Annotated in this window: 25 protein-coding genes; 14 read left to right on the top strand and 11 right to left on the bottom strand. The window is 59.6% G+C overall.

All coding sequences use genetic code 11. The features are described 5' to 3' along the window. Positions 1-46: 46 nt before the first annotated feature. The 4 genes from AC3I0A_RS20740 (at position 47) to AC3I0A_RS20755 (ending at position 4,785) form a co-directional block, all read left to right on the top strand. Positions 47-2,800: a response regulator gene (locus AC3I0A_RS20740; RefSeq protein WP_489374284.1), complete on the top strand. Its 2,754-nt coding sequence runs from the start codon at positions 47-49 to the stop codon at positions 2,798-2,800. A 65-nt stretch (positions 2,801-2,865) separates the two neighbouring features. Then, positions 2,866-3,855: a 2-hydroxyacid dehydrogenase gene (locus AC3I0A_RS20745; RefSeq protein WP_489374285.1), complete on the top strand. Its 990-nt coding sequence runs from the start codon at positions 2,866-2,868 to the stop codon at positions 3,853-3,855. 91 nt (positions 3,856-3,946) lie between these two features. Then, the gene (locus tag AC3I0A_RS20750; protein ID WP_489374286.1) at positions 3,947-4,381 is read left to right on the top strand and encodes a hypothetical protein; all 435 of its coding nucleotides are present in this window, start codon (positions 3,947-3,949) and stop codon (positions 4,379-4,381) included. Continuing rightward, positions 4,381-4,785 carry an META domain-containing protein gene (locus AC3I0A_RS20755; protein WP_489374288.1) on the top strand — a complete coding sequence of 135 codons (405 nt, stop codon included), beginning with the start codon at positions 4,381-4,383 and terminating at the stop codon, positions 4,783-4,785. The genes AC3I0A_RS20750 and AC3I0A_RS20755 overlap by 1 nt, the downstream gene beginning before the upstream one ends. 183 nt (positions 4,786-4,968) lie before the next feature. On the opposite strand, the gene AC3I0A_RS20760 is transcribed toward AC3I0A_RS20755, so the two are convergent. Further along, entirely contained in the window at positions 4,969-5,436 is a 468-nt protein-coding gene (locus AC3I0A_RS20760) for a TlpA family protein disulfide reductase (protein ID WP_489374290.1), read from the bottom strand. A 126-nt stretch (positions 5,437-5,562) separates the two neighbouring features. On the opposite strand from AC3I0A_RS20760, the gene arsC reads away from it, so the two are divergent. The 4 genes from arsC to AC3I0A_RS20780 all read left to right on the top strand — a co-directional run bounded on the left by arsC (position 5,563) and on the right by AC3I0A_RS20780 (position 8,132). Beyond that, a complete protein-coding gene (gene arsC / locus AC3I0A_RS20765; protein WP_489374292.1) occupies positions 5,563-5,916 on the top strand; it encodes an arsenate reductase (glutaredoxin) in 354 nt (117 codons plus the stop codon). Next, entirely contained in the window at positions 5,913-6,518 is a 606-nt protein-coding gene (wrbA, locus tag AC3I0A_RS20770; protein WP_489374293.1) for an NAD(P)H:quinone oxidoreductase, read from the top strand. The genes arsC and wrbA overlap by 4 nt, the downstream gene beginning before the upstream one ends. Then, entirely contained in the window at positions 6,511-6,933 is a 423-nt protein-coding gene (locus tag AC3I0A_RS20775) for a DUF2069 domain-containing protein (protein WP_489374295.1), read from the top strand. The genes wrbA and AC3I0A_RS20775 overlap by 8 nt, the downstream gene beginning before the upstream one ends. Positions 6,934-7,106: 173 nt before the next feature. Further along, on the top strand, positions 7,107-8,132 hold the full coding sequence (locus AC3I0A_RS20780; protein ID WP_489374297.1) for an IS110 family RNA-guided transposase: 1,026 nt from the start codon (positions 7,107-7,109) through the stop codon (positions 8,130-8,132). A gap of 286 nt (positions 8,133-8,418) precedes the next feature. Here AC3I0A_RS20780 and AC3I0A_RS20785 read toward each other — a convergent pair whose 3' ends face one another. Then, entirely contained in the window at positions 8,419-9,093 is a 675-nt protein-coding gene (locus AC3I0A_RS20785) for a DNA-3-methyladenine glycosylase I (protein WP_489374298.1), read from the bottom strand. A 76-nt stretch (positions 9,094-9,169) separates the two neighbouring features. Further along, positions 9,170-9,994, bottom strand: a complete 825-nt coding sequence (ttcA, locus tag AC3I0A_RS20790) for a tRNA 2-thiocytidine(32) synthetase TtcA (RefSeq protein ID WP_489374299.1) — start codon at positions 9,992-9,994, stop codon at positions 9,170-9,172. Between the two features lie 430 nt (positions 9,995-10,424). On the opposite strand from ttcA, the gene AC3I0A_RS20795 reads away from it, so the two are divergent. Both AC3I0A_RS20795 and AC3I0A_RS20800 read left to right on the top strand, forming a co-directional pair. Next, positions 10,425-11,027: a Yip1 family protein gene (locus AC3I0A_RS20795; protein WP_489374301.1), complete on the top strand. Its 603-nt coding sequence runs from the start codon at positions 10,425-10,427 to the stop codon at positions 11,025-11,027. Between the two features lie 142 nt (positions 11,028-11,169). Continuing rightward, on the top strand, positions 11,170-11,664 hold the full coding sequence (locus AC3I0A_RS20800; protein WP_489374302.1) for a SprT family zinc-dependent metalloprotease: 495 nt from the start codon (positions 11,170-11,172) through the stop codon (positions 11,662-11,664). Between the two features lie 141 nt (positions 11,665-11,805). On the opposite strand, the gene AC3I0A_RS20805 is transcribed toward AC3I0A_RS20800, so the two are convergent. Together AC3I0A_RS20805 and AC3I0A_RS20810 are read right to left on the bottom strand one after the other, a co-directional pair. Then, positions 11,806-12,987, bottom strand: coding sequence for a CaiB/BaiF CoA transferase family protein (locus AC3I0A_RS20805; protein WP_489374303.1), 1,182 nt, complete (start codon positions 12,985-12,987; stop codon positions 11,806-11,808). Positions 12,988-13,137: 150 nt separating this feature from the next. Then, positions 13,138-14,472 carry a dicarboxylate/amino acid:cation symporter gene (locus AC3I0A_RS20810; RefSeq protein ID WP_489374305.1) on the bottom strand — a complete coding sequence of 445 codons (1,335 nt, stop codon included), beginning with the start codon at positions 14,470-14,472 and terminating at the stop codon, positions 13,138-13,140. A 338-nt stretch (positions 14,473-14,810) separates the two neighbouring features. Between AC3I0A_RS20810 and AC3I0A_RS20815 the strand changes: the two genes are divergently transcribed. Then, a complete protein-coding gene (locus tag AC3I0A_RS20815; RefSeq protein WP_489374307.1) occupies positions 14,811-15,809 on the top strand; it encodes an AraC family transcriptional regulator in 999 nt (332 codons plus the stop codon). Positions 15,810-15,991: 182 nt separating this feature from the next. On the opposite strand, the gene AC3I0A_RS20820 is transcribed toward AC3I0A_RS20815, so the two are convergent. The 3 genes from AC3I0A_RS20820 to AC3I0A_RS20830 all read right to left on the bottom strand — a co-directional run bounded on the left by AC3I0A_RS20820 (position 15,992) and on the right by AC3I0A_RS20830 (position 18,730). Next, positions 15,992-17,338 carry an ATP-binding protein gene (locus AC3I0A_RS20820; protein ID WP_489374308.1) on the bottom strand — a complete coding sequence of 449 codons (1,347 nt, stop codon included), beginning with the start codon at positions 17,336-17,338 and terminating at the stop codon, positions 15,992-15,994. After that, a complete protein-coding gene (locus tag AC3I0A_RS20825; RefSeq protein ID WP_489374310.1) occupies positions 17,335-18,012 on the bottom strand; it encodes a response regulator in 678 nt (225 codons plus the stop codon). The genes AC3I0A_RS20820 and AC3I0A_RS20825 overlap by 4 nt, the downstream gene beginning before the upstream one ends. Before the next feature lie 115 nt (positions 18,013-18,127). Beyond that, positions 18,128-18,730, bottom strand: a complete 603-nt coding sequence (locus tag AC3I0A_RS20830) for a hypothetical protein (RefSeq protein WP_489374311.1) — start codon at positions 18,728-18,730, stop codon at positions 18,128-18,130. Positions 18,731-18,874: 144 nt separating this feature from the next. On the opposite strand from AC3I0A_RS20830, the gene AC3I0A_RS20835 reads away from it, so the two are divergent. Both AC3I0A_RS20835 and AC3I0A_RS20840 read left to right on the top strand, forming a co-directional pair. Beyond that, complete coding sequence (locus tag AC3I0A_RS20835) at positions 18,875-19,666, top strand: dienelactone hydrolase family protein (protein ID WP_489374313.1); 792 nt, start codon at positions 18,875-18,877, stop codon at positions 19,664-19,666. Positions 19,667-19,915: 249 nt separating this feature from the next. Next, positions 19,916-20,641, top strand: a complete 726-nt coding sequence (locus AC3I0A_RS20840) for a 4'-phosphopantetheinyl transferase family protein (RefSeq protein ID WP_489374314.1) — start codon at positions 19,916-19,918, stop codon at positions 20,639-20,641. Between the two features lie 129 nt (positions 20,642-20,770). Here AC3I0A_RS20840 and AC3I0A_RS20845 read toward each other — a convergent pair whose 3' ends face one another. The 3 genes from AC3I0A_RS20845 to AC3I0A_RS20855 form a co-directional block, all read right to left on the bottom strand. Continuing rightward, positions 20,771-22,381, bottom strand: a complete 1,611-nt coding sequence (locus AC3I0A_RS20845) for an ATP-binding protein (protein ID WP_489374315.1) — start codon at positions 22,379-22,381, stop codon at positions 20,771-20,773. Beyond that, positions 22,378-23,097, bottom strand: a complete 720-nt coding sequence (locus AC3I0A_RS20850; protein ID WP_489374316.1) for a response regulator — start codon at positions 23,095-23,097, stop codon at positions 22,378-22,380. The genes AC3I0A_RS20845 and AC3I0A_RS20850 overlap by 4 nt, the downstream gene beginning before the upstream one ends. A 362-nt stretch (positions 23,098-23,459) precedes the next feature. Continuing rightward, positions 23,460-23,699, bottom strand: coding sequence for a hypothetical protein (locus tag AC3I0A_RS20855; RefSeq protein ID WP_489374317.1), 240 nt, complete (start codon positions 23,697-23,699; stop codon positions 23,460-23,462). A 136-nt stretch (positions 23,700-23,835) separates the two neighbouring features. Here AC3I0A_RS20855 and AC3I0A_RS20860 point away from each other — a divergent pair, with 136 nt between their 5' ends. Then, positions 23,836-26,727, top strand: a complete 2,892-nt coding sequence (locus tag AC3I0A_RS20860) for a ribonucleoside-diphosphate reductase subunit alpha (protein ID WP_489374318.1) — start codon at positions 23,836-23,838, stop codon at positions 26,725-26,727. The last annotated feature ends 122 nt before the right edge of the window (positions 26,728-26,849 follow it).

Here is a 26,849-nt window from a genome sequence, read left to right on the forward strand (position 1 = left end):
CATTTTCGTCTGCCATTAAGAAATAGCGTGGTAACAGGAGAGTTGCGTGCTTAGAAAACTGGGGATAAAAGGCCGCGTGCTGTTGCTGACCTTGTTGCCGACCAGCTTGATGGCATTGGTGCTGGGGGGCTATTTCACGTGGATGCAGCTGTCCGACCTGCAAACCCAGCTCCTGCAACGTGGCGAGATGATCGCCGAGCAACTGGCGCCACTGGTGGCTCCCGCATTGGCCCATAGCGACGCCGATTTACTGGAGCGTATCGCAACCCAATCCCTGGAGCAGACGGATGTTCGCGCCGTCTCTTTTCTCGCGCCCGACCGCACCCTGCTGGCCCATGCCGGCCCGAGCATGCTCAATCAATCGCCGATAGGTAACGGTACCCGCCTGCTGCAACGTACCGGCAGCGATGCGACACGTTATCTGCTGCCGGTATTCGGCCGGCACCGCAACCTCGCTGGCGACCTGATCCCCGAGGAAACCGACCGTCTGCTGGGTTGGGTCGAACTCGAGCTTTCCCACAGCGGCATGCTCCTGCGTGGCTACCGCAGTCTGTTCGCCAGTCTGATGTTGATCCTCGTGGGCCTTGCCGGCACGGCGCTGTTGGCGTTGCGCATCAGTCGCACCATCAACACGCCGCTCAATCTGATCCAACACGCCGTTGCGCAACTCAAGGACGGCAACCTCGAAACCCGCTTGCCAGAGCTCGGCAGCCAGGAGCTGGATGAACTGGCGTCAGGTATCAACCGCATGGCTGGCACCCTGCAAAATGCCCAGGAAGAATTGCAACTGAGCATCGACCAGGCCACTGAAGACGTTCGGCAGAACCTCGAGACCATCGAAATCCAGAACATCGAACTGGACCTGGCACGTAAAGAGGCGCTTGAAGCAAGCCGGATCAAATCCGAGTTCCTGGCCAACATGAGCCATGAAATCCGCACGCCACTCAATGGCATTCTCGGCTTCACCCATTTGTTGCAGAAAAGTGAGTTGACTCCCCGTCAGCTGGACTACCTGGGCACCATCGAGAAATCCGCCGACAGCTTGCTGGGGATCATCAACGAGATTCTCGACTTTTCGAAAATCGAGGCCGGCAAGCTGGTACTCGACAGCATCCCCTTCAACCTGCGCGATCTGTTGCAGGACACCCTGACCATCCTCGCCCCGGCGGCCCACGCCAAAGAGCTTGAACTGGTGAGCCTGGTCTATCGCGATACACCGCTGTCACTGGTCGGCGATCCCCTGCGCCTCAAACAGATCCTCACTAACCTGGTGAGCAACGCGATCAAGTTCACCCGCGAAGGCACCATCGTCGCCCGCGCCATGCTCGAAGAGGAGCGTGAAGACAGCGTGCAACTGCGCATCAGCATTCAGGACACCGGCATCGGCTTGTCCAATCAGGACGTGCGCGCCCTGTTTCAAGCCTTCAGCCAGGCCGACAACTCGCTGTCCCGGCAACCCGGCGGTACGGGTCTGGGCCTGGTGATATCCAAACGTCTGATCGAACAGATGGGCGGCGAGATCGGCGTCGACAGCACGCCCGGCGAAGGTTCCGAGTTCTGGATCAGCCTGAGCCTGCCGAAAACCCGCGACGATGCCGAAGACCTGCCGTCGGCGCCACTGCTCGGCCGCCGTGTCGCCGTGCTGGAGAACCACGAACTGGCCCGCCAGGCGTTACAACACCAACTGGAAGACTGCGGCCTGGAAGTCACCCCGTTCAATACCCTGGAAGCCTTGACCAACGGCATCACCGGCGCCCATCAGACCGATCAGGCAATCGACCTGGCGGTGCTCGGCATCACCACCAAGGACATGCCACCCGAACGTCTCAACCAGCACATCTGGGACCTCGAACATTTGGGCTGCAAGGTGCTGGTGCTGTGCCCCACCACCGAACAGACGTTGTTCCATCGCTCGGTGCCCAACCCCCACAGTCAATTGCAGGCCAAACCGGCCTGCACCCGCAAACTGCGCCGCGCCCTGGCCGACCTGATCAATCCGCGGCCGATGCGCAACGATCCCGGTGAACCCCTCTCCAGCCGTGCGCCGAAAGTGCTCTGCGTCGATGACAACCCGGCCAATCTGTTGCTGGTGCAAACCCTGCTTGAAGACATGGGGGCCAAGGTGCTCGCGGTCGAGAGCGGCTATGCCGCGGTCAAGTCCGTGCAGACAGAAGCCTTTGATCTGATCCTGATGGACGTGCAGATGCCCGGGATGGATGGCCGCCAGACCACCGAAGAGATTCGCCAGTGGGAAAGCGAGCGACACAGCACACCGCTGCCAATCGTCGCCCTGACCGCCCATGCCATGGCCAACGAAAAGCGCGCCCTGCTGCAAAGCGGGATGGACGACTATCTGACCAAACCCATCAGTGAGCGCCAACTGGCCCAGGTGGTGTTGAAGTGGACCGGCCTGGCGCTGCGTAACCATGGACCGGAGCGCGCCAGTGAGTCCTACGGCAATGGCCTCGAGCTGCAGGTGCTCGATCCTGAAGAAGGGCTGCGCCTGGCCGCCGGCAAAGCCGATCTGGCTGCCGATATGCTGGCGATGTTGCTCGCGTCTCTGGAGGCCGACCGTGAAGCCATCCGGGTTGCTCGAGAAGCCAATGACCAGAATGCGCTGATCGAACGGGTCCATCGCCTGCACGGCGCCACCCGCTACTGCGGTGTACCGCAACTGCGCGCGGCCTGCCAGCGCAGTGAAACCCTGCTCAAGCAAGAAGACCAAAAGGCCTTTGCCGCACTGGATGAACTGGAGCGGGCAATCAACCGCCTGGCCACCGAAGCCCGCATCAGTGCCTGACCCACGGCAATACCGGTGATGCAGGTGAGCGTTAAGCTCATTGCACCCCGAACAAGGATGACGCCATGCGCACGATTCTCTTCAGCAGCCAGACCTATGATCGCGACAGCTTCCTCGACGCCGGGCTGCCGGCCGGTGTCCAATTGCAGTTTCAATCGGCGCGCCTGAGCCTGGACACGGTGGCCCTGGCTGAACACCACGAAGTGGTCTGTGCCTTCATCAATGACGACCTCAGCGCACCGGTGCTTGAGCAATTGGCGGCCGTCGGTACCCGGCTGATCGCCCTGCGCTCGGCCGGCTACAACCATGTCGACCTGCCCGCCGCCAAACGCCTGGGCCTGAGCATCGTCCGGGTCCCGGCCTATTCGCCCCATGCGGTGGCCGAACATGCGGTGGCATTGATTCTGGCGCTGAACCGGCGCCTGCACCGCGCCTACAACCGGACCCGCGAAGGCGATTTCAGTCTGCACGGGCTGACCGGTTTCGATCTGGTGGGCAAAACTGTCGGCGTGGTCGGCACCGGGCAGATCGGCGCCACCTTCGCCAAAATCATGGCCGGATTCGGCTGTCAGCTGCTGGCTTACGATCCGTATCCCGACCCGCAGGTAAAAGCCCTCGGCGCGCGTTACCTGAGTTTGCAGGAGCTGCTGGCGCAAGCGCAGATCATCAGCCTGCATTGCCCGCTGACCACCGAAAGCAAACACCTGATCAACAGTCAGTCACTGGCCCATATGCAGCCGGGCGCGATGCTGATCAACACCGGGCGTGGCGGGCTGGTGGACACACCGGCGCTGATCGACGCACTGAAAAGCGGCCAACTGGGTTATTTGGGTCTGGATGTGTATGAGGAAGAGGCTCAACTATTCTTCGAGGACCGCTCCGACCTGCCGCTGCAAGACGATGTGCTGGCGCGCTTACTGACATTCCCTAACGTCATTGTCACCGCCCACCAGGCCTTCCTGACCCGCGAAGCTCTGGCTGCGATTGCCGCGACCACCTTGCAGAACATTGCCGCGTGGGCCGCGGGCACACCGCAGAATCAGGTAGAAGGCTGAGCCACGGGTCGGCTGCCTGATCGAAGGTCACACACCTGGGCCATGCTCGATTCCTCCGCGTGCTAGCATACCGCCCATATTTGGAGGACCCATGGTCGAACACGATTTCCGCTACACCCTGATGAGCCCGCAACACACCCTGATCGAATGCCGCGCCCTGATGCCAGGCCGTTATCAAGTCACCGGTAACGGCGGTTCGATACGCAATGACGACGTGCTGATAGTCACCTTGAAAGGCAGCAAGGACTTGTCCATGCGCCTGACCGTGGAAAAAGTCCGTCACCTGATCAACCCGATCGGCCAATGGGTCGCCGTGGCTCGTGGTCCGGTGTTCGGTGAACTGGCGATTCACACCTGGCAGGTCAACTGCGACAGCTGTTCGGCCGAGCTGAACTTCGAGTTTGCGGTCGACGCCAAACTCGGCAACAAGGCGCAAAAGCCTGCCGCCACAGCGCGCATTGCCGAGCTCGGCTGGGTCAGCGAAGGCGAGAAGCACCTGTGCCGCAAATGCCAGGGGCCCGTCTGATGAAACGTCTGGCCATGATGGGGATGGTCGGTGCCGGTCTGTTGGGTTGCGCCGCTGAACCGGTGAAGCTGCAACAGGATCACAGCTACATTCTGGAGTGGATCGGCGAACGTCCGTTGATCGACCGCAGCCACCTGACCATCACCCTCGGTGAAGACGGTCGGGCCTATGGCACTGGCGGCTGCAACCACTGGTTCGCCTCTTACACGCTGGATGGCGACAAGCTCAGCTTCGGCAAGGTCGGCAGCACCCGTAAAATGTGCGCGCCGGCGCTGATGGAGCAAGAGAAACGCTTCCTGCAAGCACTGGAAACCGTGCAGCGCTGGGACATTTCGCCGATCGAGCAAGTGCGTTTCTGGCCGGCAGTAGGCAAGCCGCTGCGCTGGTGGCTGGAAGAGGGTTAAACACAGACCTTTATGGCGGGGCTAGCTGTGGCGAGGGAGCTTGCTCCCGCTGGGGCGCGCAGCGGCCCTAAAATCTGTCACCGCGTTGTGTCAGGCATATGGCGTCGGCTGGATTGCGACTGCTTCGCAGCCGAGCGGGAGCAAGCTCCCTCGCCACAAAGGTTCGGCGCTCACCCGGAATTCTCAATTCTTCGCCTGCAACGCAGCCAGCTTCGCCATCACCCCCGCCGCCGTCTGCTCGCCCATCAACTGCTCACGCACCTTGCCCTTGTCATCGATGATGTAGGTCACCGGCAGCGCCTCGCTGCGCGGCAAATCGAAATAATCGGCCGGATCCTGAGCCAACACGGTGTATTTGATCCCTAATGCTTCACTGGCCTTTTTCAGTTCCTCGCCCTGCACATTGTCGAAATTGACCCCGAACACGCCGATCGACTTGTCCTGCAACTGTTCAGCCAGGCTATTCAACTCGGGAATCTCGGTCCGGCACGGGCCACACCATTCGGCCCAGTAATTGAGCACCAGCCATTGTTTGTCCAGGCGCTCGGACTCGACTTTCCGGCCCAGTTGATCGACACCATAGTCATTGCCACAGCCACCGAGCAGCAAGGTTGTGATGATTGCCAATGTCGCCGCCAGTCGCCTTGTCATGTCTTGCTCCTTGTTGAAAAAACGGGTCTGAATCCACTTTGGCTGCGGCCCATCGCCTCCCAAGGTTCAGGACTGCGCGCCGCACAGGTAGAATAGCCGCCACCTTACGCAAGATGCGACCCGCACATGACCGATCTGACGCTTTATCACAACCCGCGCTGCTCGAAATCCCGCGGTGCGCTGGAACTTCTGGAAGCCCGTGGCCTGGCCCCGACCATAGTGCGCTACCTGGAAACCCCGCTGGATGCCGCGCAATTGCAGAGCCTGCTGGGCAAACTGGGCATCAGCGCCCGACAGCTGCTGCGCACCGGCGAAGACGAGTACAGGACCCTCAACCTGGCAGACAGCAGCCTGAGCGAGGCGCAATTGATCGCCGCCATGGCCGCGCACCCGAAACTCATCGAACGGCCGATTCTGCAAGTCGGCGACAAAGCCATCATCGGCCGTCCGCCGGAGAAAGTGCTGGAGATCCTTGCGTGAGCACTCCGTACATTCTGGTTCTGTATTACAGCCGCAGCGGTTCGACCAATGAAATGGCCCGGCAGATTGCCCGAGGTATCGAGCAAGGCGGTCTGGAAGCACGCTTGCGCACGGTGCCGGCGATCTCCGCCGAATGCGAAGCGGTAGCGCCGAGCATCCCCGAAGAAGGCGCTTTGTACGCCAGCCTCGACGACCTGAAAAACTGCTCGGGCCTGGCCCTCGGCAGCCCGACCCGCTTCGGCAACATGGCCGCGCCGTTGAAGTACTTCCTCGATGGCACCAGCAACCTGTGGCTGACCGGTGCTCTGGTCGGCAAACCGGCCGGTGTCTTCACCTCCACCGCCAGCCTGCACGGCGGTCAGGAAACCACCTTGTTGTCGATGATGCTGCCGTTGCTGCACCACGGCATGCTGATCACCGGCCTGCCCTACAGCGAATCGGCGCTGCTGGAAACCCGCGGCGGCGGCACCCCTTACGGCGCCAGCCATCACGCCGGGGCCGATGGCAAAAGCCCGTTGAACGAACACGAAGTGGCACTGTGTCGGGCACTGGGCCTGCGTCTGGCGAAAACCGCCCTGCAACTGGAGAGCAACCGTGGCTAAAAAGCCCAAGATCCTGCCGTCGATCGAGTGGCTGGAGCCCCGTGTGCGGGTAGCTCGCGTACTCAGCCTGATCTGCTTTCTCGGCTTGATCGGCCTGCTGTGCGCCTATTACCTGATCGTCGCCGACCTGCATGGCGCACGGCCATGGGTGATCCTGCTGATCGAACTGGTGCCTTTGCTTGTGCTGGCGCCGGGCATGCTCAGCGGCAGCGCCCGCGGGCATTCGTGGATGTGTTTTGTGGTGAATTTGTATTTCATCAAGGGCGCACTGGCCGCCTACGACCCCAACCGACAGATGTTCGGCCTGCTGGAAATGGCCGCGAGCCTGGCGGTGTTCTGCAGCGCGTTGCTGTATGTGCGCTGGCGGTTTCAGCTCAATCGCAGGTTGGCGGGGGAAGGTGAGGTTCCAGCCTGACAGAGATGTGTCGCCTGATATGACGCCATCGCGAGCAAGCTCGCTCCCACATTTGATCCCTGGTGTTCACAAGTAGTGTGTCTACAGGAGATCCAGTAATGAAATGGCTACCCCCGCCGCCCCTTGCGATCGCCCACTAAGCTTTCGCAGGGGGCTCATCGGAGACCGTTGCCATGAACAAAGTAGCTATTGCCGCCATCGACCTGGGAAAACACACCTTTCATCTGCATGCGCAAGATGATCGTGGTCATGAGCTTTACCGCAAAAAGTTTAACCGAGTGGCGCTCATTCAACACCTGGCGAACCTCGAACCCTGCACCATCGTGATGGAAGCCTGTGGCGGAGCCCACTTCATGGCGCAGGAGGTGGCAAAGCTGGGACATACGCCCAAGCTCATTGCCCCTCATCTCGTGCGTCCTTACGTGAAAAGCAACAAGAACGACTTCGCTGATGCCGAGGCAATCTGCGAGGCGGCGACTCGTCCAACGATGCGCTTTGTGCACCCCAAAACCCCAGCTCAGCAGGCGCTGGCCATGCTCAACTCGACACGCGATTCGTTCATCGAAGACCGCACCGCTACCGTCAACCGGATTCACGCCGCCCTTCTGGAGGTGGGCGTCAGCCTGGCCCCAGGCTTCAAATCCATCAAAGAGCTTCCGGCGCTGCTGGAGGCGAGTTCACTTTCTGAACGCTTCAAAAAAATTCTGATGAAGCTGCATAAGCACTTCAACTATCTGGATGAGCAGGTCAAGGAACAGGACAAGGACGTGGAGTGCCAGGCCGCTGAAGATGATCTGGCGACTCGTTTGATGACCATGCCCTGTGTCGGTCCGATCACCTCCACCGTCCTGGCTGCCGAGTTGGGCGATGGCAAACAGTTCAAATGCGGTCGAGGCTATTCGGCCTCGATCGGGCTGGTGCCCAAACAGCATTCCACCGGCGACAAGACCGTACTGTTGGGCATCAGCAAGCGCGGTGATCGGAACCAGCGGCGCCTGCTGATCCAGTGCGCCCGTGTTTACTTGATACAGCTGGACCGACAGAAAGGCCGGCTGGCGGACTGGGTCCGGCAGCTATTGGCCCGCCATCACTCCAACCATGTGGTCTGCGCGCTGGCCAACAAGCTGGCGAGGATCGCCTGGGCGATTGCGGCCCACCACACTGAATTCGATGCAGGGCCAACCGCGATGAACGCCTGACCCTGCTGTCACCCGAGCACCACCCACCTGGTTTTGCGATGCTGGATAACAGATGACGTGAACGGCAAACCGGCCTGACGACAACCCTGAGCTCCCACACGGCTGAAAGGCCGTTCTAGTAATTAGGATCGTCGGGCATCGATTCTCATCGAGGCGCGGGGCCACAGCCCCACTCAGACGCCGGATAGATGAAAGCAAGCCAAACACCCATCAAAAACAGTATTGCAGAAAAGGGGGTAACCATAGATGTGGGAGCGAGCTTGCTCGCGATGGGATCACCCCGGTCTCAATGATTCACTGTGTACGCCAGCATCATCGAGATCTGACACATCGGCCGGCCGCCGCTCTCGGCGTGCCACTGATTGAAAGCATTTTGCACAATGGCCAGATCCCGCAGGCTGGTCGGCACTTTGTCGACGATCTTCTGCGCATTCAGCGCCGCGACTACGTCGTAGCTCGGCACGAAGGTATCCTTGCCGATCATTCGCAGAAAGCGCGGTGCCGACAAGCCACCCAATTGATGACCGTGTTTGGCCAGGTACTTCCACAGGCCAACGATATCGGTCACCGGCCAATCGGCAATCAGTGCGCCGAAACTACCTCTCTCTTTCGCCACATCCAGCACCAACTGCGCATTACGCGGCACGCTCTTGAGCTTGCCCAGGTGGCGGATGATTCGCGCGTCCTGCATCAGCCGCTCAAGGTGTTCGGCGCCCATCAGCACGACTTTTTCCGGATCGAAACCAAAGAACACTTCTTCGAATGCCGGCCATTTGGCGTCCACCAGGCTGTGCTTGAGCCCGGCGCGAAATACCCGCAACGCCAAAGTCGACAGGTAACGGTCATCGCTGATCTCGCGCAATTGTTCCGGGGTTTTGGGGACGGGCAGATGGGCTTCCAGTTCGGCCGCCGAACCGAAACGGTTCAGACAGTATTCGTGCAGCCACTTGTAATCGCGCATGCCCTCTCCTAAATGACAAACAGAAACGGCGCTCGATGGAGCGCCGTGAATCGCAAACACAGAATTGCGGGATGAATCAGAGATTCACCACATTGACGAAACGCGAGGCGGCCGTTTCGTCGATCCGCAAGCTGGTGAAGTCGAACAGGTTGCGGTCCGCCAGCTGCGACGGAATGACGTTCTGCAGGCTGCGGAAGATGCTTTCAGTCCGGCCCGGGGTCCTGCGGTCCCATTCCTGGAGCATTTCCTTGACCACCTGACGTTGCAGGTTCTCCTGAGAACCACAGAGGTTGCATGGGATGATCGGAAACTGCTTGAAGTCGGAATACGCCTGGATGTCTTTCTCGTTGCAGTACGCCAGTGGCCGGATCACCACATTGCGACCGTCATCGGCACGCAGCTTGGGCGGCATGGCCTTGAGCGAGCCGTTGTAGAACATGTTGAGGAAGAAGGTTTCGACGATGTCATCACGATGATGACCGAGGGCCATTTTGGTCGCGCCGATTTCGTCGGCAAAGGTGTACAAGGTGCCACGGCGCAGGCGCGAGCACAGCGAGCAGGTAGTCTTGCCTTCAGGAATCAGTTCCTTGACCACCGAATAGGTGTCTTTTTCGACGATGTGATATTCCACACCCAAGGACTTCAAATAGGCCGGCAGCACATGTTCGGGAAAACCCGGCTGCTTCTGGTCCATGTTCACCGCAACGATGTCGAACTTGATCGGTGCAACCTTCTGCAGGTGCATCAGCACGTCGAGCAGGGTGTAGCTGTCCTTGCCGCCGGACAGGCAGACCATGACCTTATCGCCCTCTTCGATCATGTTGAAATCGGCGATGGCTTCACCAGCCTGCCGACGAAGGCGTTTCTGCAGTTTGTTCTGGTTGACCGTAAGAGTGCCCATGGCGCTGAAATCCGCGAAGGTGTGTGACGAAAAGCCAGGTATTTTACCCATAAAGCGTGTGACGGCGAAGACCTCAGGAGCAGTGCAATGCGCCCCTTGTGGCGAGGGAGCTTGCTCCCGCTCGGCTGCGAAGCAGTCGTAAATCGGTCACTGGGTTCTAACTGAAAGAACCGGTTGCCTGGTTTTAGGACCGCTTCGCGCTCCAGCGGGAGCAAGCTCCCTCGCCACTGGGGTTATGCATACAGACGATGACGCGATTACCAGCCGCTTTTACAGCGCGATTTGCTCTAAAGGGCCGTACCGTTGCAGGCAACTACTTTCTATACTGCGACATAAGGTCGCACACTTATAGACCTTTACTTATTAAGGCCGCTTGGCCCGTAGGCGCTCCGCTGGGGGGCGATGGCAATAACGAAAGGAGTGACTGACTATGATCCACCACGTCGTGGGGCTCTTCACCCACCCCGATCAAGAATGGCGAGAAATCCGTGGCGACGCAGAGGAAAGCATCAGCCACATGTATCTCACTCACACGCTGATTCTCGCGGCGATTCCAGCGGTTTCAGCTTTTATCGGTACCACTCAGGTCGGCTGGGTCATCGGCAGCCGCGCTCCGGTCATGCTGACTCAAGAAAGCGCACTGTGGATGACGATCATGTCCTACCTGGCCATGCTCGGCGGCGTGGCCGTGATGGGCGCCTTCGTTCACTGGATGGCGCGTACCTATGACGCCACCCCAAGTCTGGCCCGCTGTGTCGCGTTCGCCACCTACACCGCTACACCACTATTTATTGGAGGTCTTGCGGCACTGTATCCACACATGTGGCTGGGAATGATCGTCGGTACTGCCGCCATCTGTTACACGGTATACCTGCTGTATGTGGGCTTGCCGACCTTCATGAACATTCCATCGGATGAGGGTTTTCTGTTCTCAAGCTCGGTGCTGGCCGTAGGGCTGGTCGTGCTGGTTGCGATCATGGCCTTCACCGTGATCGTCTGGGGCCTGGGCGTCGGCCCTGTCTATACCAACTGACGCCGTCTATAACAAACAAAAATCTGCCAACACAGGCCGCCGCAAGGCGGCCTTCTAATGAGCGCAATGACCATTGAGCGCCTGACCGATTCGGATTGCGCGAGGTTTGCGGCATACTCGCATCTCTGGAGATCCGTACAGCATGCCCGAGCAACTCAATACCCGCGTCGAAGACTGTTTCCAACAAGCCGAATCCTTTTTCAAGCGACCTTTCAAACGCCCCGTAGTCAGCTTCAAGTTGCGTGGCCAGAAAGCTGGCGTCGCGCATTTGCACGAAAACCTGCTGCGCTTCAATCCGCAGTTGTACCGGGAAAACAGCGAAGACTTCCTCAAGCAGACCGTACCCCACGAAGTCGCGCACCTGATCGCCCACCAATTGTTCGGCGAACGTATTCAACCCCATGGTGAAGAGTGGCAATTGATCATGCGTGGCGTGTACGAACTGCCGCCAAACCGCTGCCACACCTATGCAATCAAACGCCGCAACGTGACCCGTTATATCTACCGCTGTCCTTGCGCTGACAGCGATTTCCCGTTCTCGGCCCAGCGCCATAGCCTGGTCAAGCAGGGACGACGTTATTTGTGCCGGCGGTGTCGGCATACGCTGGTGTTCAGTGGGGAAATGCGGGTGGAGTGAGGGTTTCGATTTCTGGTCGAGATTCTTGGTGGCCACACGGACGCCTTCGCGGGCAAGCCCGCTCCCACAGGGGGGGTACGCGATCAACTGTGGGAGCGGCGGTGCGGCGATCCGACTTGCTCGCGAAAGATCTTGTGGGCGCTAACCAATGACCTTGGCACCACGCAGCTCTTCAATCCGCTGCACGCTGTACCCCAACTCCTTCAACACCTCATCGGTATGCGCCCCCAGCGCCGCGCCGATATGCCGAGGTTCAGGCAATCCGCCGGAAAACTTCAGCGGGCAGGCCATCTGCGGCTGGGTACTGCCGTCGTCCCGAGGCACCTGGCTGACCAGCTCCCGCGCTTTCAACTGCGGATGCCTGACGGCTTCGGCCAGACCGAGCACCGGTTCGACGCAGGCATCGACGTTGGCGAACAGCTCGCACAGCCAGGCAAAATCATGCTTCTCGAACTCGATCTGCAGCTCCAGTTTGAGCGCACGCTGCTGTTCAGGCTCGGGCGACAAACCATGTGCTGCCAGTTCCGGGCGGCCCAAGGTCGTGCAGAGCTGTTGCATAAACACCGGTTCAAGGCTGCCCACCGACAACCAGCGACCGTCACGAGTGCGGTAATAGTCGTAGAAGCTGCCGCCGTTGAGCATCTGGTTTTCCCGATCGGGCTCGACACCACAGGCCAGATAGCCGGCACCGGCCATGGCATTAAGACTGAAGGCGCAGTCGGTCATACTCACGTCCAGGTGTTGACCTTGCCCGCTGTGCTGGCGGGCTATCACTGCCGCCAGCAGGCCAATCACCCCGTGCAGCGACCCGCCGGCAATGTCCGCTGCTTGAATCCCCAGCGGCAACGGTCCGCTGTCCTGGCGCCCGGTATAGCTGGCCAGCCCGGCCAGGGCCAGGTAGTTGATGTCATGGCCGGCGCGATCCTTGTACGGTCCGGTTTGACCATAGCCGGTGATCGAAACGTAAATCAGCTTAGGGTTGATCGCCTTCAAGGCCTCGTAGCCCAACCCCAGACGCTCCATGACCCCGGGACGAAACTGCTCCAGAACAATGTCGTAGTCCTGCACCAGCTGCTTGACCACCTCCAGCGCGGCCGGCTGTTTGAGGTCCAGCGCCAGGCTGCGTTTGTTGCGGTTGAGGTAAGCGTGGCTGGCGGATACGCCCTGATCATGGGGCGGCAACACCCGCAGCAAGTCCATGCGGGTCGGCGACTCGATACGCAAGACCTCCGCGCCCATGTCCGCCAGCAACAACGAGGCAAACGGCCCCGGCAGCAAGGTGGAGAAATCCAGTACTTTGAGTGATGCCAGAGGACCTTGCATGAGCGCTCCATAATCCAGACCGATTGCCTCCAGAGTAGGCAGCTGACAAGCCCTCGGCAATCACCGCAAGCATCAGCCGGACTGACCGTTGCGCTCAAATCCCGAGCATGAAAAAACCCGCCGAAGCGGGTTTTTCATGACAGCACAGTCTTACTTGACGGACGCTGGAGCCGGACCTTCAGCTACGCCCAGATCGTCTTCTTCACGGGTGTCGGAAATACCACGACCACCGGAAGCCAGCTCGACCTGCAGCTTGTCTTCGTCCAGTTCCTTGACCCACTTGGCCACAACCAGGGTCGCAACCGCGTTACCCACCAGGTTGGTCAAAGCACGGGCTTCAGACATGAAGCGGTCGATGCCGAGGATCAGCGCCAGACCGGCAACCGGCAGGGAGCCAACGGCGGACAGGGTGGCAGCCAACACGATGAAGCCACTACCGGTCACACCGGCGGCACCCTTGGAGGACAACAGCAGCACCAGCAGCAAGGTGATCTGGGCAGTGAGGTCCATTGGGGTGTCAGTCGCCTGAGCGATGAACACGGCGGCCATGGTCAGGTAGATCGAAGTACCGTCGAGGTTGAAGGAGTAACCGGTCGGGATCACCAGACCCACTACCGATTTCTGCGCACCCAGGCGTTCCATTTTGATCAGCATGCGTGGCAGAGCCGATTCCGACGAGGAAGTGCCCAGTACGATCAGCAGTTCTTCACGGATGTAGCGGATCAATTTGATTACGCTGAAACCGTGTGCACGGCAGATGGCGCCCAGTACGACGACCACGAACAGGATGCAGGTGATGTAGAAGCAGATCATCAACTGACCGAGTTGAACCAGCGAACCGACACCGTAGGCACCGATGGTGAAGGCCATCGCACCGAACGCACCGACTGGAGCGAGCTTCATGATCATGTTGATGATGTTGAACATCACGTGGGCGAAACGATCGATGAAGTCCAGCACCGGCTTGCCATAGGCACCCAGACGATGCAGGGCGAAACCGAAGATCACCGAGAACATCAGCACTTGCAGGATATCGCCGTTGGCGAAGGCGCCGACGATGGTGTTCGGGATCACGTTGAGGATAAAGGCGATGATGCTCTGGTCTTTACCGGCCGAGATGAAGCCAGCGATTTTGCTGGTATCCAGGGTCGACACGTCGATGTGCATGCCGGCGCCCGGTTGCACGACGTTGACCACGACCAGGCCGATCAGCAAGGCAATGGTGGAGACGATTTCGAAGTACAGCAGCGCATAGCCACCGGTTTTGCCGACCGACTTCATGTTCTGCATGCCGGCGATACCGCTGACGACTGTGCAGAAGATGATCGGTGCGATGACCATTTTGATCAGTTTGATGAACCCGTCACCCAGCGGCTTGAGCGCCACGCCGGTCTGAGGGTAGAAGTGGCCGAGCAGAATGCCGATAGCGATGGCAACGATCACCTGGAAATACAGGGATTTGTACAGTGGCTGACGAGTCGTCATTGCAGAGTTCCTCATGAGTGTCGCCCGGCAATCATTCATCTGACGCCCACGACACCTACAGTGCGAACCCTCCTGCACCGGAGGGATTTGTTTTTTGGCGAGCTGCACGCTGGCAGTTCTATCTCCTCTATCGCAAAGCCCGTGCCACCTTGCCTGAATCGCCTGAAAGCCCTTAGATAGAGGGGCTCAGTAGTCACTTGCCGGAACATTTCGCTCGATCGAGATGGCGGATATCCGCCCATCGAAAGACCATCGCCCTACAATTTGGCGGATATCCGCCTTGTCCATTTGCCGGGCGCATGGCTAACATCCGCTCCTTAGTGGACGGATCTACCTTCATGCGCGAACGTACCATTGCCAGTCATTTCGCCCGTGCTGCCCTCGGTGGAGCACGCAGGCAAGGCTTCGACTATTCGGGCCTGCTGCAACAGCTAGGCATCAGCGCAGAGTTGCTGGACGAACCCAGGGCGCGCCTCACACCCGAGCAATTCACTGGCCTGTTGCAATTGCTCTGGCAGGCACTGGATGACGAATACCTGGGGTTTGGCCATGGCCCCAGCAAACGCGGCACCTTTGCCATGATGTGCCACGCCTTGATTCACTGCCGCAACCTGGAGAAAGCCCTCAGTCGCGGCTTATTGTTTTACAGCCTGTTCCCCGACGCTCCACGTCTGAGCCTGACCCGCGAGGGTGAAATGGCCCGCCTGAGCCTGGACGATTCGCAGCTTTGGGACCCGGATCACTTTCTCAGCGAATGCCTGCTGGTGATCTGGCATCGACTGGGCAGTTGGCTGATTGGCCAGCGCATTCGCCTGGAGCAAGCCACCTTCAGCTACGCCAAACCTGCGCATGCGGCCGAATACGATCTGCTGTTCCCCTGTCCTCACCTATTCTCGACCGAGAACAGCAGCCTGTTGTTCCACAGTCGCTACCTGAGCATGCCGCTGCTGCAGGACGAGCGAACCCTCAAGCACTTTCTCGAGCGCTCGCCAGCCGATCTGCTGTCGCGACCGGATGACGGCGACAGCACGAGCTGCCAGTTACGGCGTCTGCTCAGCCGTGACAGCTCACGCTGGCCTGATCTTGAAGCCGTGGCTGCACATCTGCATATCAGCCCGCAAACATTGCGTCGGCATTTGCGTGAAGAGGGAACGAGCTTTCAGGAATTGAAGGATCAGTTGCGCAGGGACATCGCGATTTACCATTTGGGGCGTGCCGACCTGTCGTTGCAACAGATTGCCGAACAGCTCGGTTTTTCCGAGCCTTCGGCGTTTCACCGGGCCTTCAAGAAATGGACAGGGCTGACGCCAGGGGCCTATCGTGCGCAAGAGAATTGAATACACAGGTTTGATTTTTTGGGTGCTTTGGCTGGCCTCATCGCGAGCAGGCTCGCTCCCACAGTAGATCGAAGTCGGCCGAAAACTCTGCGGCTGACTCGGTCAAGTGTGGGAGCGAGCTTGCTCGCGATAGGGCCAGCGAAACCAACATAAACTTCCAGCGACTCGAATAGAGCGGAAACTCAAGCCACCAGAAAGTGAATCCTGAATGCCGCCCCGCCTAGCGTCGAATCATCCAGCGTCAACTGAGCGCCGTAGCTTTCGATGATGTCCTTGACCACCGCCAGTCCGATGCCCTGCCCCGGATGCTGGCGATCCAGGCGTTCACCACGCTGCAGAATCCGCGCACGCTGATCCGGCGGTACGCCGGGGCCGTCATCTTCCACACACAACTCGATACCACTCAAGGTTTCCCGCACACTGATGCACACTTCGCTCAAACACAGGCGATAGGCGTTTTCCAGCAGATTACCCATCATCTCAAGCAAGGCACCCTGTTCGATGGGCACATAACAGTGCTCTGGCAGATCAAAAGACACCCGCACCTGTTTATCGCGATAGACCTTGTCCAGCGTCTCGCACAGACTTTGCAGCACCGGCTGCAGCCGGACCTGATGGCGAACCAGACCACTTTTACGCAGGCTGGCGCGCTGCAATTGATAGCCGATCTGCTGACTCATGCGTTCGATCTGGGTTTGCAGCACCCAGGCCTGTTCCCGGTCCTGCGGCCGCTGAGCCATGTCCTCGCTCACCCCTTGCAAGACCGTCAACGGGGTTTTCAAGCTGTGGGCCAGATCATCCAGAGAATCACGATAACGACTGCGCTGCTCGCGTTCGCCGTGCAGCAAGCGGTTCAACGAACCGGTCAATCGCAGCAGTTCACGGGGGTGTTCTTCGCTGAGGCTTTCGCGGGTGCCGCCTTCGATCTGGTCCAGTTCCTGGCTCAAGCGCCGCAACGCCTGCAAGCCCCAGGTCAGACCAATCCAGAGTAACGCCAGCAACACCAATAGCGCGGCACCGAAACCCAGATAGAGGTTTTCCCGCAGTCCTTCCAGGGTTCGCTGATACTCACGCACCGGTTGCAGGGCGACAATACTGAACGCCGCGCTTTGGCCGCCGAGCAACTTGACCTCGACGTCATAGACGAAGAATTCCTGGCCATTAGCCTCGCTAAACCGTGAGAACTCATTGCCCCGCCCGTCGTAACGCGGCATGTAGTCGATGTTTTCTTCCCGGGTCGCCTTCGAGCGCCACACCAGATGCCCTTCGCGGTCGTAGATGTAACCGAGCAAACGGCTGTCGGTGAGGTTGAAGCGCTCATCCGGCAACTGCGTCGGCATCAACAAGCGGTTGTTCTCGACCCGTGCCGCAGAAATCAGCGTGGTCACATCCGAGGCCAGGCGCTGCTCGATGGAATCCTGCAACGCCAGACTGAACGCCCCCTGCATCGCCGGCAACAGTGCCAGCATGAACAGCACGGCCAGAGTCGTCGCAGCCAGCATCAAGCGCAAACGTAACGAACGAATCACCGGCAGTGCTCGTTGAACAAGTAACCCATGCCGCGCACGGTGTCGATCGGCTTGAACCCGGCCGGCCCTTCCAGTTTACGTCGCAAGCGCCCGACCAGGACCTCGATCACATTTGGATCACGCTCGTCGTCATCCGGATAGAGTTGCTCCATCAAACGGTCCTTGGCCACCACCTGTTGGTGATGGCGCATCAGGTACTCGAGGATCCGATACTCATAGGCGGTCAAGGCCAGCGGCTGTTCATCGAGGGATGCCTGCTTGCGATTCAGATCAAGCAGCAAGGGCCCGGCGATGATGGTCGACTGGGTAAACCCGCTGGAACGACGCAACAAGGCATTCAACCGTGCATCCAGCTCTTCGAACTGGAAGGGTTTGACCACATAGTCATCGGCACCGGCAGCCAGCCCTTCGACTTTGTCCTGCCAGTTACCACGGGCGGTGAGGATCAGAATCGGAAACGTCTTGCCTTGCGAGCGCAGCTGGCGAATCAGATCGAGGCCGCCCATGCCCGGCAGGCCGAGGTCGATCACCGCCAGATCATGATTGAACTGCCCGGACTGGTACAACGCCTCTTCGGCATTGGCCACGGCCTCGACCACATGACCGCTGTCCGTGAGCCGGGTTTGCAAGTGATGGCGCAGAAGCGCCTCATCTTCGACGACCAGCAGTTTCATACAGCTCTCCCAGGCAAAATCGACTCTCCAGGGGCGCCTCTCGCGCCCTGATCGCTTACACGGCGACACCGGATCTCCTTTAGGTAGATCCGGCGCCGGTCAAAACCAGCAGACCTCAGAAAGCGTAGTTGGCGGACAGATAGGTTTGTGCGCTGCTGGTCAGGCTCAGCGAACCCTGTTTGCTGCCACCGCGGTCACTCATCTCGGTGCCGGCATTGCTGCGCAGATAACGGTAACCCAGTTCAACCGAAGTGTTCTGCGTAACTTGCTGCAACACACCGGTCTGCACGCCCACCGCATAACCGATGTCGCTGTCACGGCTATAACCTGGGGATTCCTGAGTCAATTTGGTCAGACCGGCCGTGCCACCGCCGAACAGCTTGGTGCTGCTGGTCACCGGCAAGAACATATCGTAACTGCCCAAGAGGTTTTCCTGGCGCAGTTTGATGCCGTTGTGGGAGCCGGAAACGTTGTCGTAAGTGCCATAGTAACGGGCCTGGTCACTCTGCTGGCCGAGGCGCAGCCCCCAAGTGGTGTCTTTGCCAATCACTCCGTCGGAATTGGGACGGTCCAGGTTGCTGTTGAGCTGGCTGGATTTTTTCACCTTGTCGCTGGTCTGGCCCAGGGTCAGGCTGGCAAAGTTGCTATCAGCGGCCTGGACCATGGCGCTGGCGCCGAGAACAGTGAAGGCCAGAATCAGTTTTTTGAAAGTCGTCATGGTTGATTTCCTCATGCGCTTTGCGCTGTTTGGGTACGGGGTCAGATTAACCACCTGCCCCTGAACTCCCCCTGAACACTCTCTGAACCTGAGCTGAATAGAATCGACTAGGCTATCTGGACGTCCTTTAAAGGAGAGCCGACCATGCGTGTATTCCTTGCTTTGGTATTACTGGCCTTGAGCGGGCTGAGCCAGGCGGCAATCAAGACCCAGGAAATCCCCTATCAGAGTCCGGATGGCAGCAAACTCATCGGGTATTACGCCTATGACGACGGCATCCAGGGCGCTCGCCCCGGTATCGTCGTGGTTCATGAATGGTGGGGACTCAACGACTATGCCAAGCGCCGCGCCCGTGATCTGGCCTCGCTGGGTTACAGCGCGCTGGCCATCGACATGTACGGCGAAGGCAAGAACACCGAGCACGCGAAAGACGCGATGGCTTTTATGCAGGCGGCAACGAAAGACAGTGCCGCCGCCAGCGCCCGCTTCAATGCCGGGCTTGAGCTATTGAAAAAACAGCCACAGACCAACCCGAACAAGCTCGCCGCCATCGGTTACTGCTTCGGTGGAAAAGTCGTATTGGATGCCGCACGCCAGGGTGTGCCACTGGCCGGCGTGGTGAGTTTCCACGGTCCGCTAGGAACCACCATCCCGGCTACCCCTGGTAGCGTCAAGGCCAAAATGCTGGTGGAACACGGCGCCCTGGACAGCCTGGTCACGGCGCAGAACGTCGGTGCCTTCAAGGCCGAAATGGACAAGGCCGGAGCCGACTACGAATTCGTCAGCCTTGAAGGCGCCAAGCATGGATTCAGCAACCCGGATGCCGATCGCCTGAGCCATGGTGAACATGGCGCGCCGGACATGGGCTACAACAAGGCGGCTGACGAACGTTCGTGGGCGGATATGCAGGCGTTCTTCAAGAAGATTTTTGGCTGATCGGCAAGACCGCATAACGGCCTTCGCGGGCAAGCCCGCTCCCACAAGAGCGACACCGCACCTGTAGCGAGGGAGCTTGCTCCCGCTGGGTTGCGAAGCAGCCCCAAAACCTGCAACCACGTTTCGTCAGGTATACCGAGCTCGCAGGGTTTACGACTGCTGCGCAGCCGAGCGGGAGCAAGCTCCCTCGCCACAGGGATCGCCTCAAGCCACTACCCAGCTTTGCCGCAACCCGGCAAAATGCCCGGCATGAATCCGCACTCTGCCCTTCCCGCCTGCTGCACCCCACTCGATGCCCACTGGCCATTGCCAGTCGCTCTGCCGGATACGGTGCTGCTGGGTACTCACTTCGATCCGTCACAGCTGGCGTCCGATGATTTCCAGCGCTGCGCTATCGAGCCACCGGCGAGCATTCAGCGTTCGGTGGCCAAGCGTCAGGCCGAGTATCTCGCCGGACGCCTCTGCGCCCGGGCCGCCTTGCAGCAGCTTGAGGGGCTCGATTGCATCCCGGCCATTGGTGAGGATCGCGCGCCGGTGTGGCCGACGCATATCTGCGGTTCGATCACCCACAGCACTGGCCGGGCCGCAGCGATTGTTGCGCGTAAAGCGCATTGGCGTGGTCTGGGGATGGACCTGGAAAACCTGCTCCATACCGAGCGTGCCCAGCGACTGGCCAGTGAAATCCTCACCCCGGCCGAGTTGCAACGCATGGCCGCTGGCCCCCAGGAACAGATCGGCCTGTTGGTGACCCTGACCTTCTCCGTGAAAGAAAGCCTGTTCAAGGCGCTCTATCCGATCGTCCGGCAACGCTTCTATTTCGAACATGCCGAACTGCTTGAATGGAGCGAAAGCGGACATGCCCGCCTGCGCCTGCTGACCGACCTCTCCAGTGAATGGCGCAACGGCAGTGAGCTTGATGCGCAATTTTGTGTGGGGGATGGGCAGTTGTTGAGTCTGGTCAGCATTGAGGCCTGAGAGATTTTTTGCGCCTGTTCAGCCGTCTTCGCGGGCAAGCCACGCTCCCACAGGAATTACGCGAATCCGTGGGAGCGGGCTTGCCCGCGAAAGCGATCTAACCGTCAATAGAGAAGCCCAGGACCAAACTCAATTCTTCTCCTGATGCCGCGGCCAGCTCAGGCTGAAACACGCCCCGCCCAGATTCTTGCTCTTGCTGATCAACGCCCGGCCGTCATGCCAGTGAATGATCCGCCGCACAATCGACAACCCCAGGCCATGCCCACCAGAGGCGCGGGTCCGGCTGTCGTCCAGGCGCAGGAACGGCGTAAAGATCCGCTCCCAGGCGTTTTCCGGAACTCCGGGGCCGTCGTCCTCGACATCCACCCGACAGCGCTGCTGGCCGACCTGATAGCTGATGCAGACCTGCGACTCGGCATGACGCATGGCGTTGCTCAGCAGATTCTGCAGCGCCCGGTGCAGATAGCGCGGCTCGGCCTCGACCCAGGCGTCATCACAGTCGGCAGCGGACAGACACAAACCGCGCTGAACCTTGACGTCGGGGCGTAACGGCGCCAACTCGCTGATCACCTGATTGACCAAAGCGTCCAGATCGACCCGCTGGAAGTTCAGTGCTGGCGAGCCCTGCTCCAGGCGGGCGTAGGTGAGCATTTCGTCCACCAGTCGGTCGAGGTCCTGAATATCGTTGTCCATGCCCACCATGTACTTATCCCGCGCTTGCGGGGTGCTGGCAGCACCGATCATCTCCAGGCCAAAACGCAAACGCGCCACCGGTGTGCGCAACTCATGGGACACCGCCCGCACCAGTTCACGCTGAATCGCCAGCAAGCGCTGCAAGTGCTCGGCCATGCCATTGAATGCGGCCGCCAGACGCCCGATCGAGTCGGCGCCGCGGGCCGGCACCCGGGTTTCCAGACTGCCCTTGGCGATTCGTGTCGCGGCCGACTCCAGCCCGCTCAAACGCCGCTCCAGTTGCCGCACCAGCAAATACACAATCAACCCGATCAGGCTCAAGCCAAGCGCCGCAATCAATACCAGCCACTCAGGCGGATAAGGATTCATCTGATACAGCGGACCGATTTCCAGCACCCAAGGCGTACCGACCATCCCGGCAAACACCCGGATCGAATCGCCACCCTTGCCCAGCGCCATCACCGTATCGCCCTCGGAGACCCGCCGACGCTGATCCTCGTCCATGTCCGCCTGATCGAGGGTGACCAGTTGCAGCTCGAAGCCAAAGCCGTTGTCTTTCTTCAGTGCTGCCAGGCGTTGCGGTTGTTCCGCCACCGGGTAACGCACCAGCTCATCGGCCAACAGGTAAATAGTTGCCCGCGCCAGTTGCTCGCTGATTTGTTGCACTTCACCCGTGAGCACAAGCTGTTCTTTATCGCTGACCAAACGGTAGACCTTCGCGGCGTGCGGGCCGGTCTGCTCGACCAGCGCCTGACCGCGCTGCACACGATTGCGCTGGGTCAGATCAAGATGGGTCTGAGTGAAGGTTTGCACGGCCAGGGGAATCCCCAGCAAACGCTCCCACACCACCAGTGCCCGACGCCGCTCGATCTCGCTCATCGGTTGCAGGTTGCCGGCCATCAACGAAAACGTACCCTGGGCCAGGCGCTCGCGGTATTGCTCGCTGCGCACCTGATTGAGCAGGTGTAACGCCAGCACCCCAAGCACCGCAACCAGAATCAGCGCTGCGCACATGCCGCCATAGATACGCAGGAAAATCGAGTTCACAGCGGCACGTCTACGCAAGCTTCGGGAACGAACAGGTAGCCTTTGCTGCGAATGGTCTTGATCAGCCGCGGATGGATCGGGTCATCGCCGATCTTCGGCCGGATGCGTGAGATCCGCACATCAATGGAGCGGTCCTGACCGTCATAACCGATGCCGCGCAGTGCGGTGAAAATCTCTTCGCGGGAAAGAATCCGCCCGGCATTGGCCACCAGCAACCACAGCAGATCGAACTCGGCACTGGTCAGTTCGATGCCGTTCTCATGCAGCCAGGCCTCGCGTAATGCGTTGTCCACTACCAGCGGGCCGAACTGCAGCCGCCTTTCAGGAACCACCGCTTGCGGCGGTTCACTGCGCCGCAGCAAAGCCTGGACCCGTGCCAGCAACAAGCGTGGGCGCACCGGTTTGCAGACGTAATCATCGGCGCCCATGTCCAGGCCCAGGATCTGATCCATGTCGTCGGTACGCGCGGTCAGCATCAGGATCGGTCCGTCATAACGATCTCGTACCTTGCGACAGATGCTCAAGCCGTCTTCGCCGGGAAGCATCAGATCGAGGATCACCAGGTCCGGTTGTTCGGCAATGATCCGCGCCGCCGCCAAGGCACCGTTACCCTCGATAGCGACCCGCAGTCCGTTGCTCTCTAGGTACTCGCGGGTCAACTCAGCCAGACGCTGGTCATCCTCGACAATCAATACCTGCCAGGCTTCTTGTTCCACGGGGTGACCTCTTCTTGCCAAAACCACAATTCAGGAAGGATCCACGCCTCTTTTTGTAATGATCGGGGTGGATAAGCAGTGTATAGAAGAGGCGATTGTAGCAACGCCTCCCCTTGAGAATACAAGCAGGCAAATGCGTTCGGTAACCGTCGATTTTTGTGATAGGGTTCGCGCCCGCAAAAATCCGCCCAAGGCTGTTTCCGGCGGCAAAAAACAGTGACAAACGGTCTATTCCAGTGCGGTCGCGGCCCACACGAGGTTTGGCGGTTTCATACACAATTTACGCACAGCTTTATCCACAGGCAGCACGTTGCAATCACCCCCCAAAACGCATTATCTTGTAGCCCGACGACAAAAAAACCCTACATGTAGGGTTTCAAGCCAAAAACCAAACACACATCAGACAAGAAACTCAAGCCCTTTTCTTGCTTCTGTTTGGTTGAACCAATCACTTTTTCAGAAGCCCAAACCGCGCCTGCGGATGGCAGCTGTTTTCCAGCCTCTGGCAGTGAAAACGGTACGGGTGTTGCAGTACGAAATACTGTCACCCCGTCAAGAATTCGGTTTTCAGCCCAGCGGCTGGGAACCAAAGACTTCGGCATGGAAGCGACGCCCGAAAGAGCTCCTTCCTACTGTCCCGAAGTGGTTATGCCCGGCGCTGCCGGTTGTAGTGCTTCAGGACGGAACGGTGGGCGCCATGATGGTGCCCAAACAAACATAGAGAACGTGGAGACACCCATGCAAACCGACACAACTCGCGAGAACCCGCAGGGCACCGCGCCGCAGGCCGCTGATTCGAATCTGGATCTGTCCGCCACCGCGCCGGGCCAACTGCGCGTGATCAAGCGTAACGGCACTGTCGTTCCTTACACCGATGACAAAATCACCGTCGCCATCACCAAAGCGTTCCTCGCAGTTGAAGGCGGCACCGCTGCTGCCTCGTCGCGAATCCACGACACCGTTGCCCGTCTGACCGAACAAGTCACCGCGACCTTCAAGCGTCGCATGCCATCGGGCGGCACTATCCATATCGAAGAAATCCAGGACCAGGTCGAACTGGCCCTGATGCGTGCCGGCGAGCAGAAAGTCGCTCGTGACTACGTAATATACCGTGACGCCCGTTCCAAAGAGCGTGCCGTTCGCACCATCGACGAGCCGGTACAAGCTCACCCATCGATCCGCATTGCCCTCGCCGATGGCAGCCTTGCACCGCTCGACATGGGTCGTCTGAACACCATCGTGACCGAGGCCTGCGAAGGTCTGGAAGAAGTCGACGGTGATCTGATCCAGCGCGAAACCCTGAAAAACCTCTACGACGGCGTGGCGCTCAAAGACGTCAACACCGCTCTGGTGATGACCGCCCGTACGCTGGTCGAGCGTGAGCCGAACTACTCCTTCGTGACCGCTCGCCTGCTGATGGACACCCTGCGTGCCGAAGGCCTGAGCTTCCTCGAAGTTGCCGACAGCGCCACTCACCACGAAATGGTCGATCTGTACGCCAAGGCCCTGCCTTCGTACATCGCCAAGGGTATCGAGTTCGAATTGCTGAACCCGGTTCTGGCCACCTTCGACCTGGAAAAGCTCGGCAAGGCGATCAACCACGAGCGTGATCAGCAGTTCACCTACCTGGGCCTGCAAACCCTGTACGACCGTTACTTCATCCACAAGGATGGCGTGCGTTTCGAACTGCCGCAGATCTTCTTCATGCGCGTGGCCATGGGCCTGGCGATCGAAGAGAAGAACAAAGAAGACCGTGCCATCGAGTTCTACAACCTGTTGTCGTCCTTCGACTACATGTCCTCGACCCCGACCCTGTTCAACGCCGGTACCCTGCGTCCACAGCTGTCGAGTTGCTACCTGACCACCGTGCCGGATGACCTGTCGGGCATCTACCACGCGATCCACGACAACGCCATGCTGTCGAAATTCGCTGGCGGTCTGGGCAACGACTGGACGCCGGTTCGCGCGCTGGGCTCTTACATCAAGGGCACCAACGGCAAATCCCAGGGCGTCGTACCCTTCCTGAAAGTGGTGAACGACACCGCCGTAGCCGTCAACCAGGGTGGCAAGCGCAAAGGCGCTGTCTGCGCCTACCTGGAAACCTGGCACATGGACATTGAGGAGTTCATCGAACTGCGCAAGAACACCGGTGATGATCGTCGTCGTACCCACGACATGAACACCGCCAACTGGATCCCTGACCTGTTCATGAAGCGCGTCTTCGATGACGGCCAGTGGACCCTGTTCTCGCCATCCGAAGTACCGGATCTGCACGACCTGACCGGCAAGGCCTTCGAAGAGCGTTACGAGTACTACGAAGCCCTGTCCCAGTACCCGGGCAAGATCAAACTGTTCAAGACCATCCAGGCCAAAGACCTGTGGCGCAAAATGCTCTCCATGCTCTTCGAAACCGGCCACCCATGGCTGACCTTCAAAGACCCATGCAACCTGCGTAGCCCACAGCAGCACGTTGGCGTGGTTCACAGTTCGAACCTGTGCACCGAAATCACCTTGAACACCAACAAGGACGAGATCGCTGTCTGCAACCTGGGCTCGATCAACCTGCCGAACCACATCACCGACGGCAAGCTCGACACCGCCAAGCTGGAACGCACCGTGAACACCGCCGTGCGGATGCTCGATAACGTGATCGACATCAACTACTACTCGGTGCCACAAGCGAAGAACTCCAACTTCAGGCACCGTCCGGTCGGCCTGGGCATCATGGGCTTCCAGGACGCGCTGTACCTGCAGCACATCCCGTACGGCTCCGACGCTGCCGTCGAGTTCGCCGACAAGTCGATGGAAGCGGTCAGCTACTACGCGATCCAGGCTTCCTGCGACCTGGCCGACGAGCGCGGCGCCTACGAGACGTTCCAGGGTTCGCTGTGGTCCAAAGGCATCCTGCCGCTGGATTCGCAACAGATCCTGATCGAGCAACGTGGCCAGAAGTACATCGACGTTGACCTGAACGAATCCCTGGACTGGGCGCCGGTGCGTGCCCGCGTGCAGAAAGGTATTCGCAACTCCAACATCATGGCCATCGCACCGACCGCCACCATCGCCAACATCACTGGCGTATCGCAGTCGATCGAACCGACCTACCAGAACCTCTATGTGAAATCGAACCTCTCGGGCGAATTCACCGTGATCAACCCGTACCTCGTTCGCGACCTGAAAGCCCGCGGCCTGTGGGACTCGGTCATGATCAACGACCTGAAGTACTACGACGGTTCCGTGCAGCAGATCGAACGCATCCCGCAAGAACTCAAAGAGCTCTACGCGACTGCCTTCGAAGTGGACACCAAGTGGATCGTCGACGCCGCCAGCCGTCGTCAGAAGTGGATCGACCAGGCTCAGTCGCTGAACCTGTACATCGCCGGCGCTTCGGGCAAGAAGCTCGACGTGACCTACCGCATGGCCTGGTACCGTGGCCTGAAAACCACTTACTACCTCCGTGCCCTGGCCGCGACCAGCACCGAGAAGTCGACCATCAGCACCAGCAAGCTGAACGCTGTTTCCAGCGGCGGCAACCACGGTGAGGACTCGGTCCTGGCAGCCCCTGCCGGTCCAGCGCCAGTGCCAAAAGCCTGCGCCATCGACGAGCCGGATTGCGAAGCTTGCCAATAAGCTGAGCATCGCCAGGCGCTAAAGCGCCTGGCTGAAACCCCCGATAGACCCTGGCTGGATGTGGGTTTATCGGGGGTTTTCTTTTGTCTGCGTGAAAGTCGTGCGGCTGGCAGCGACGCGAC

It is taken from the genome of Pseudomonas sp. KH_024_B2 (assembly GCF_057839965.1).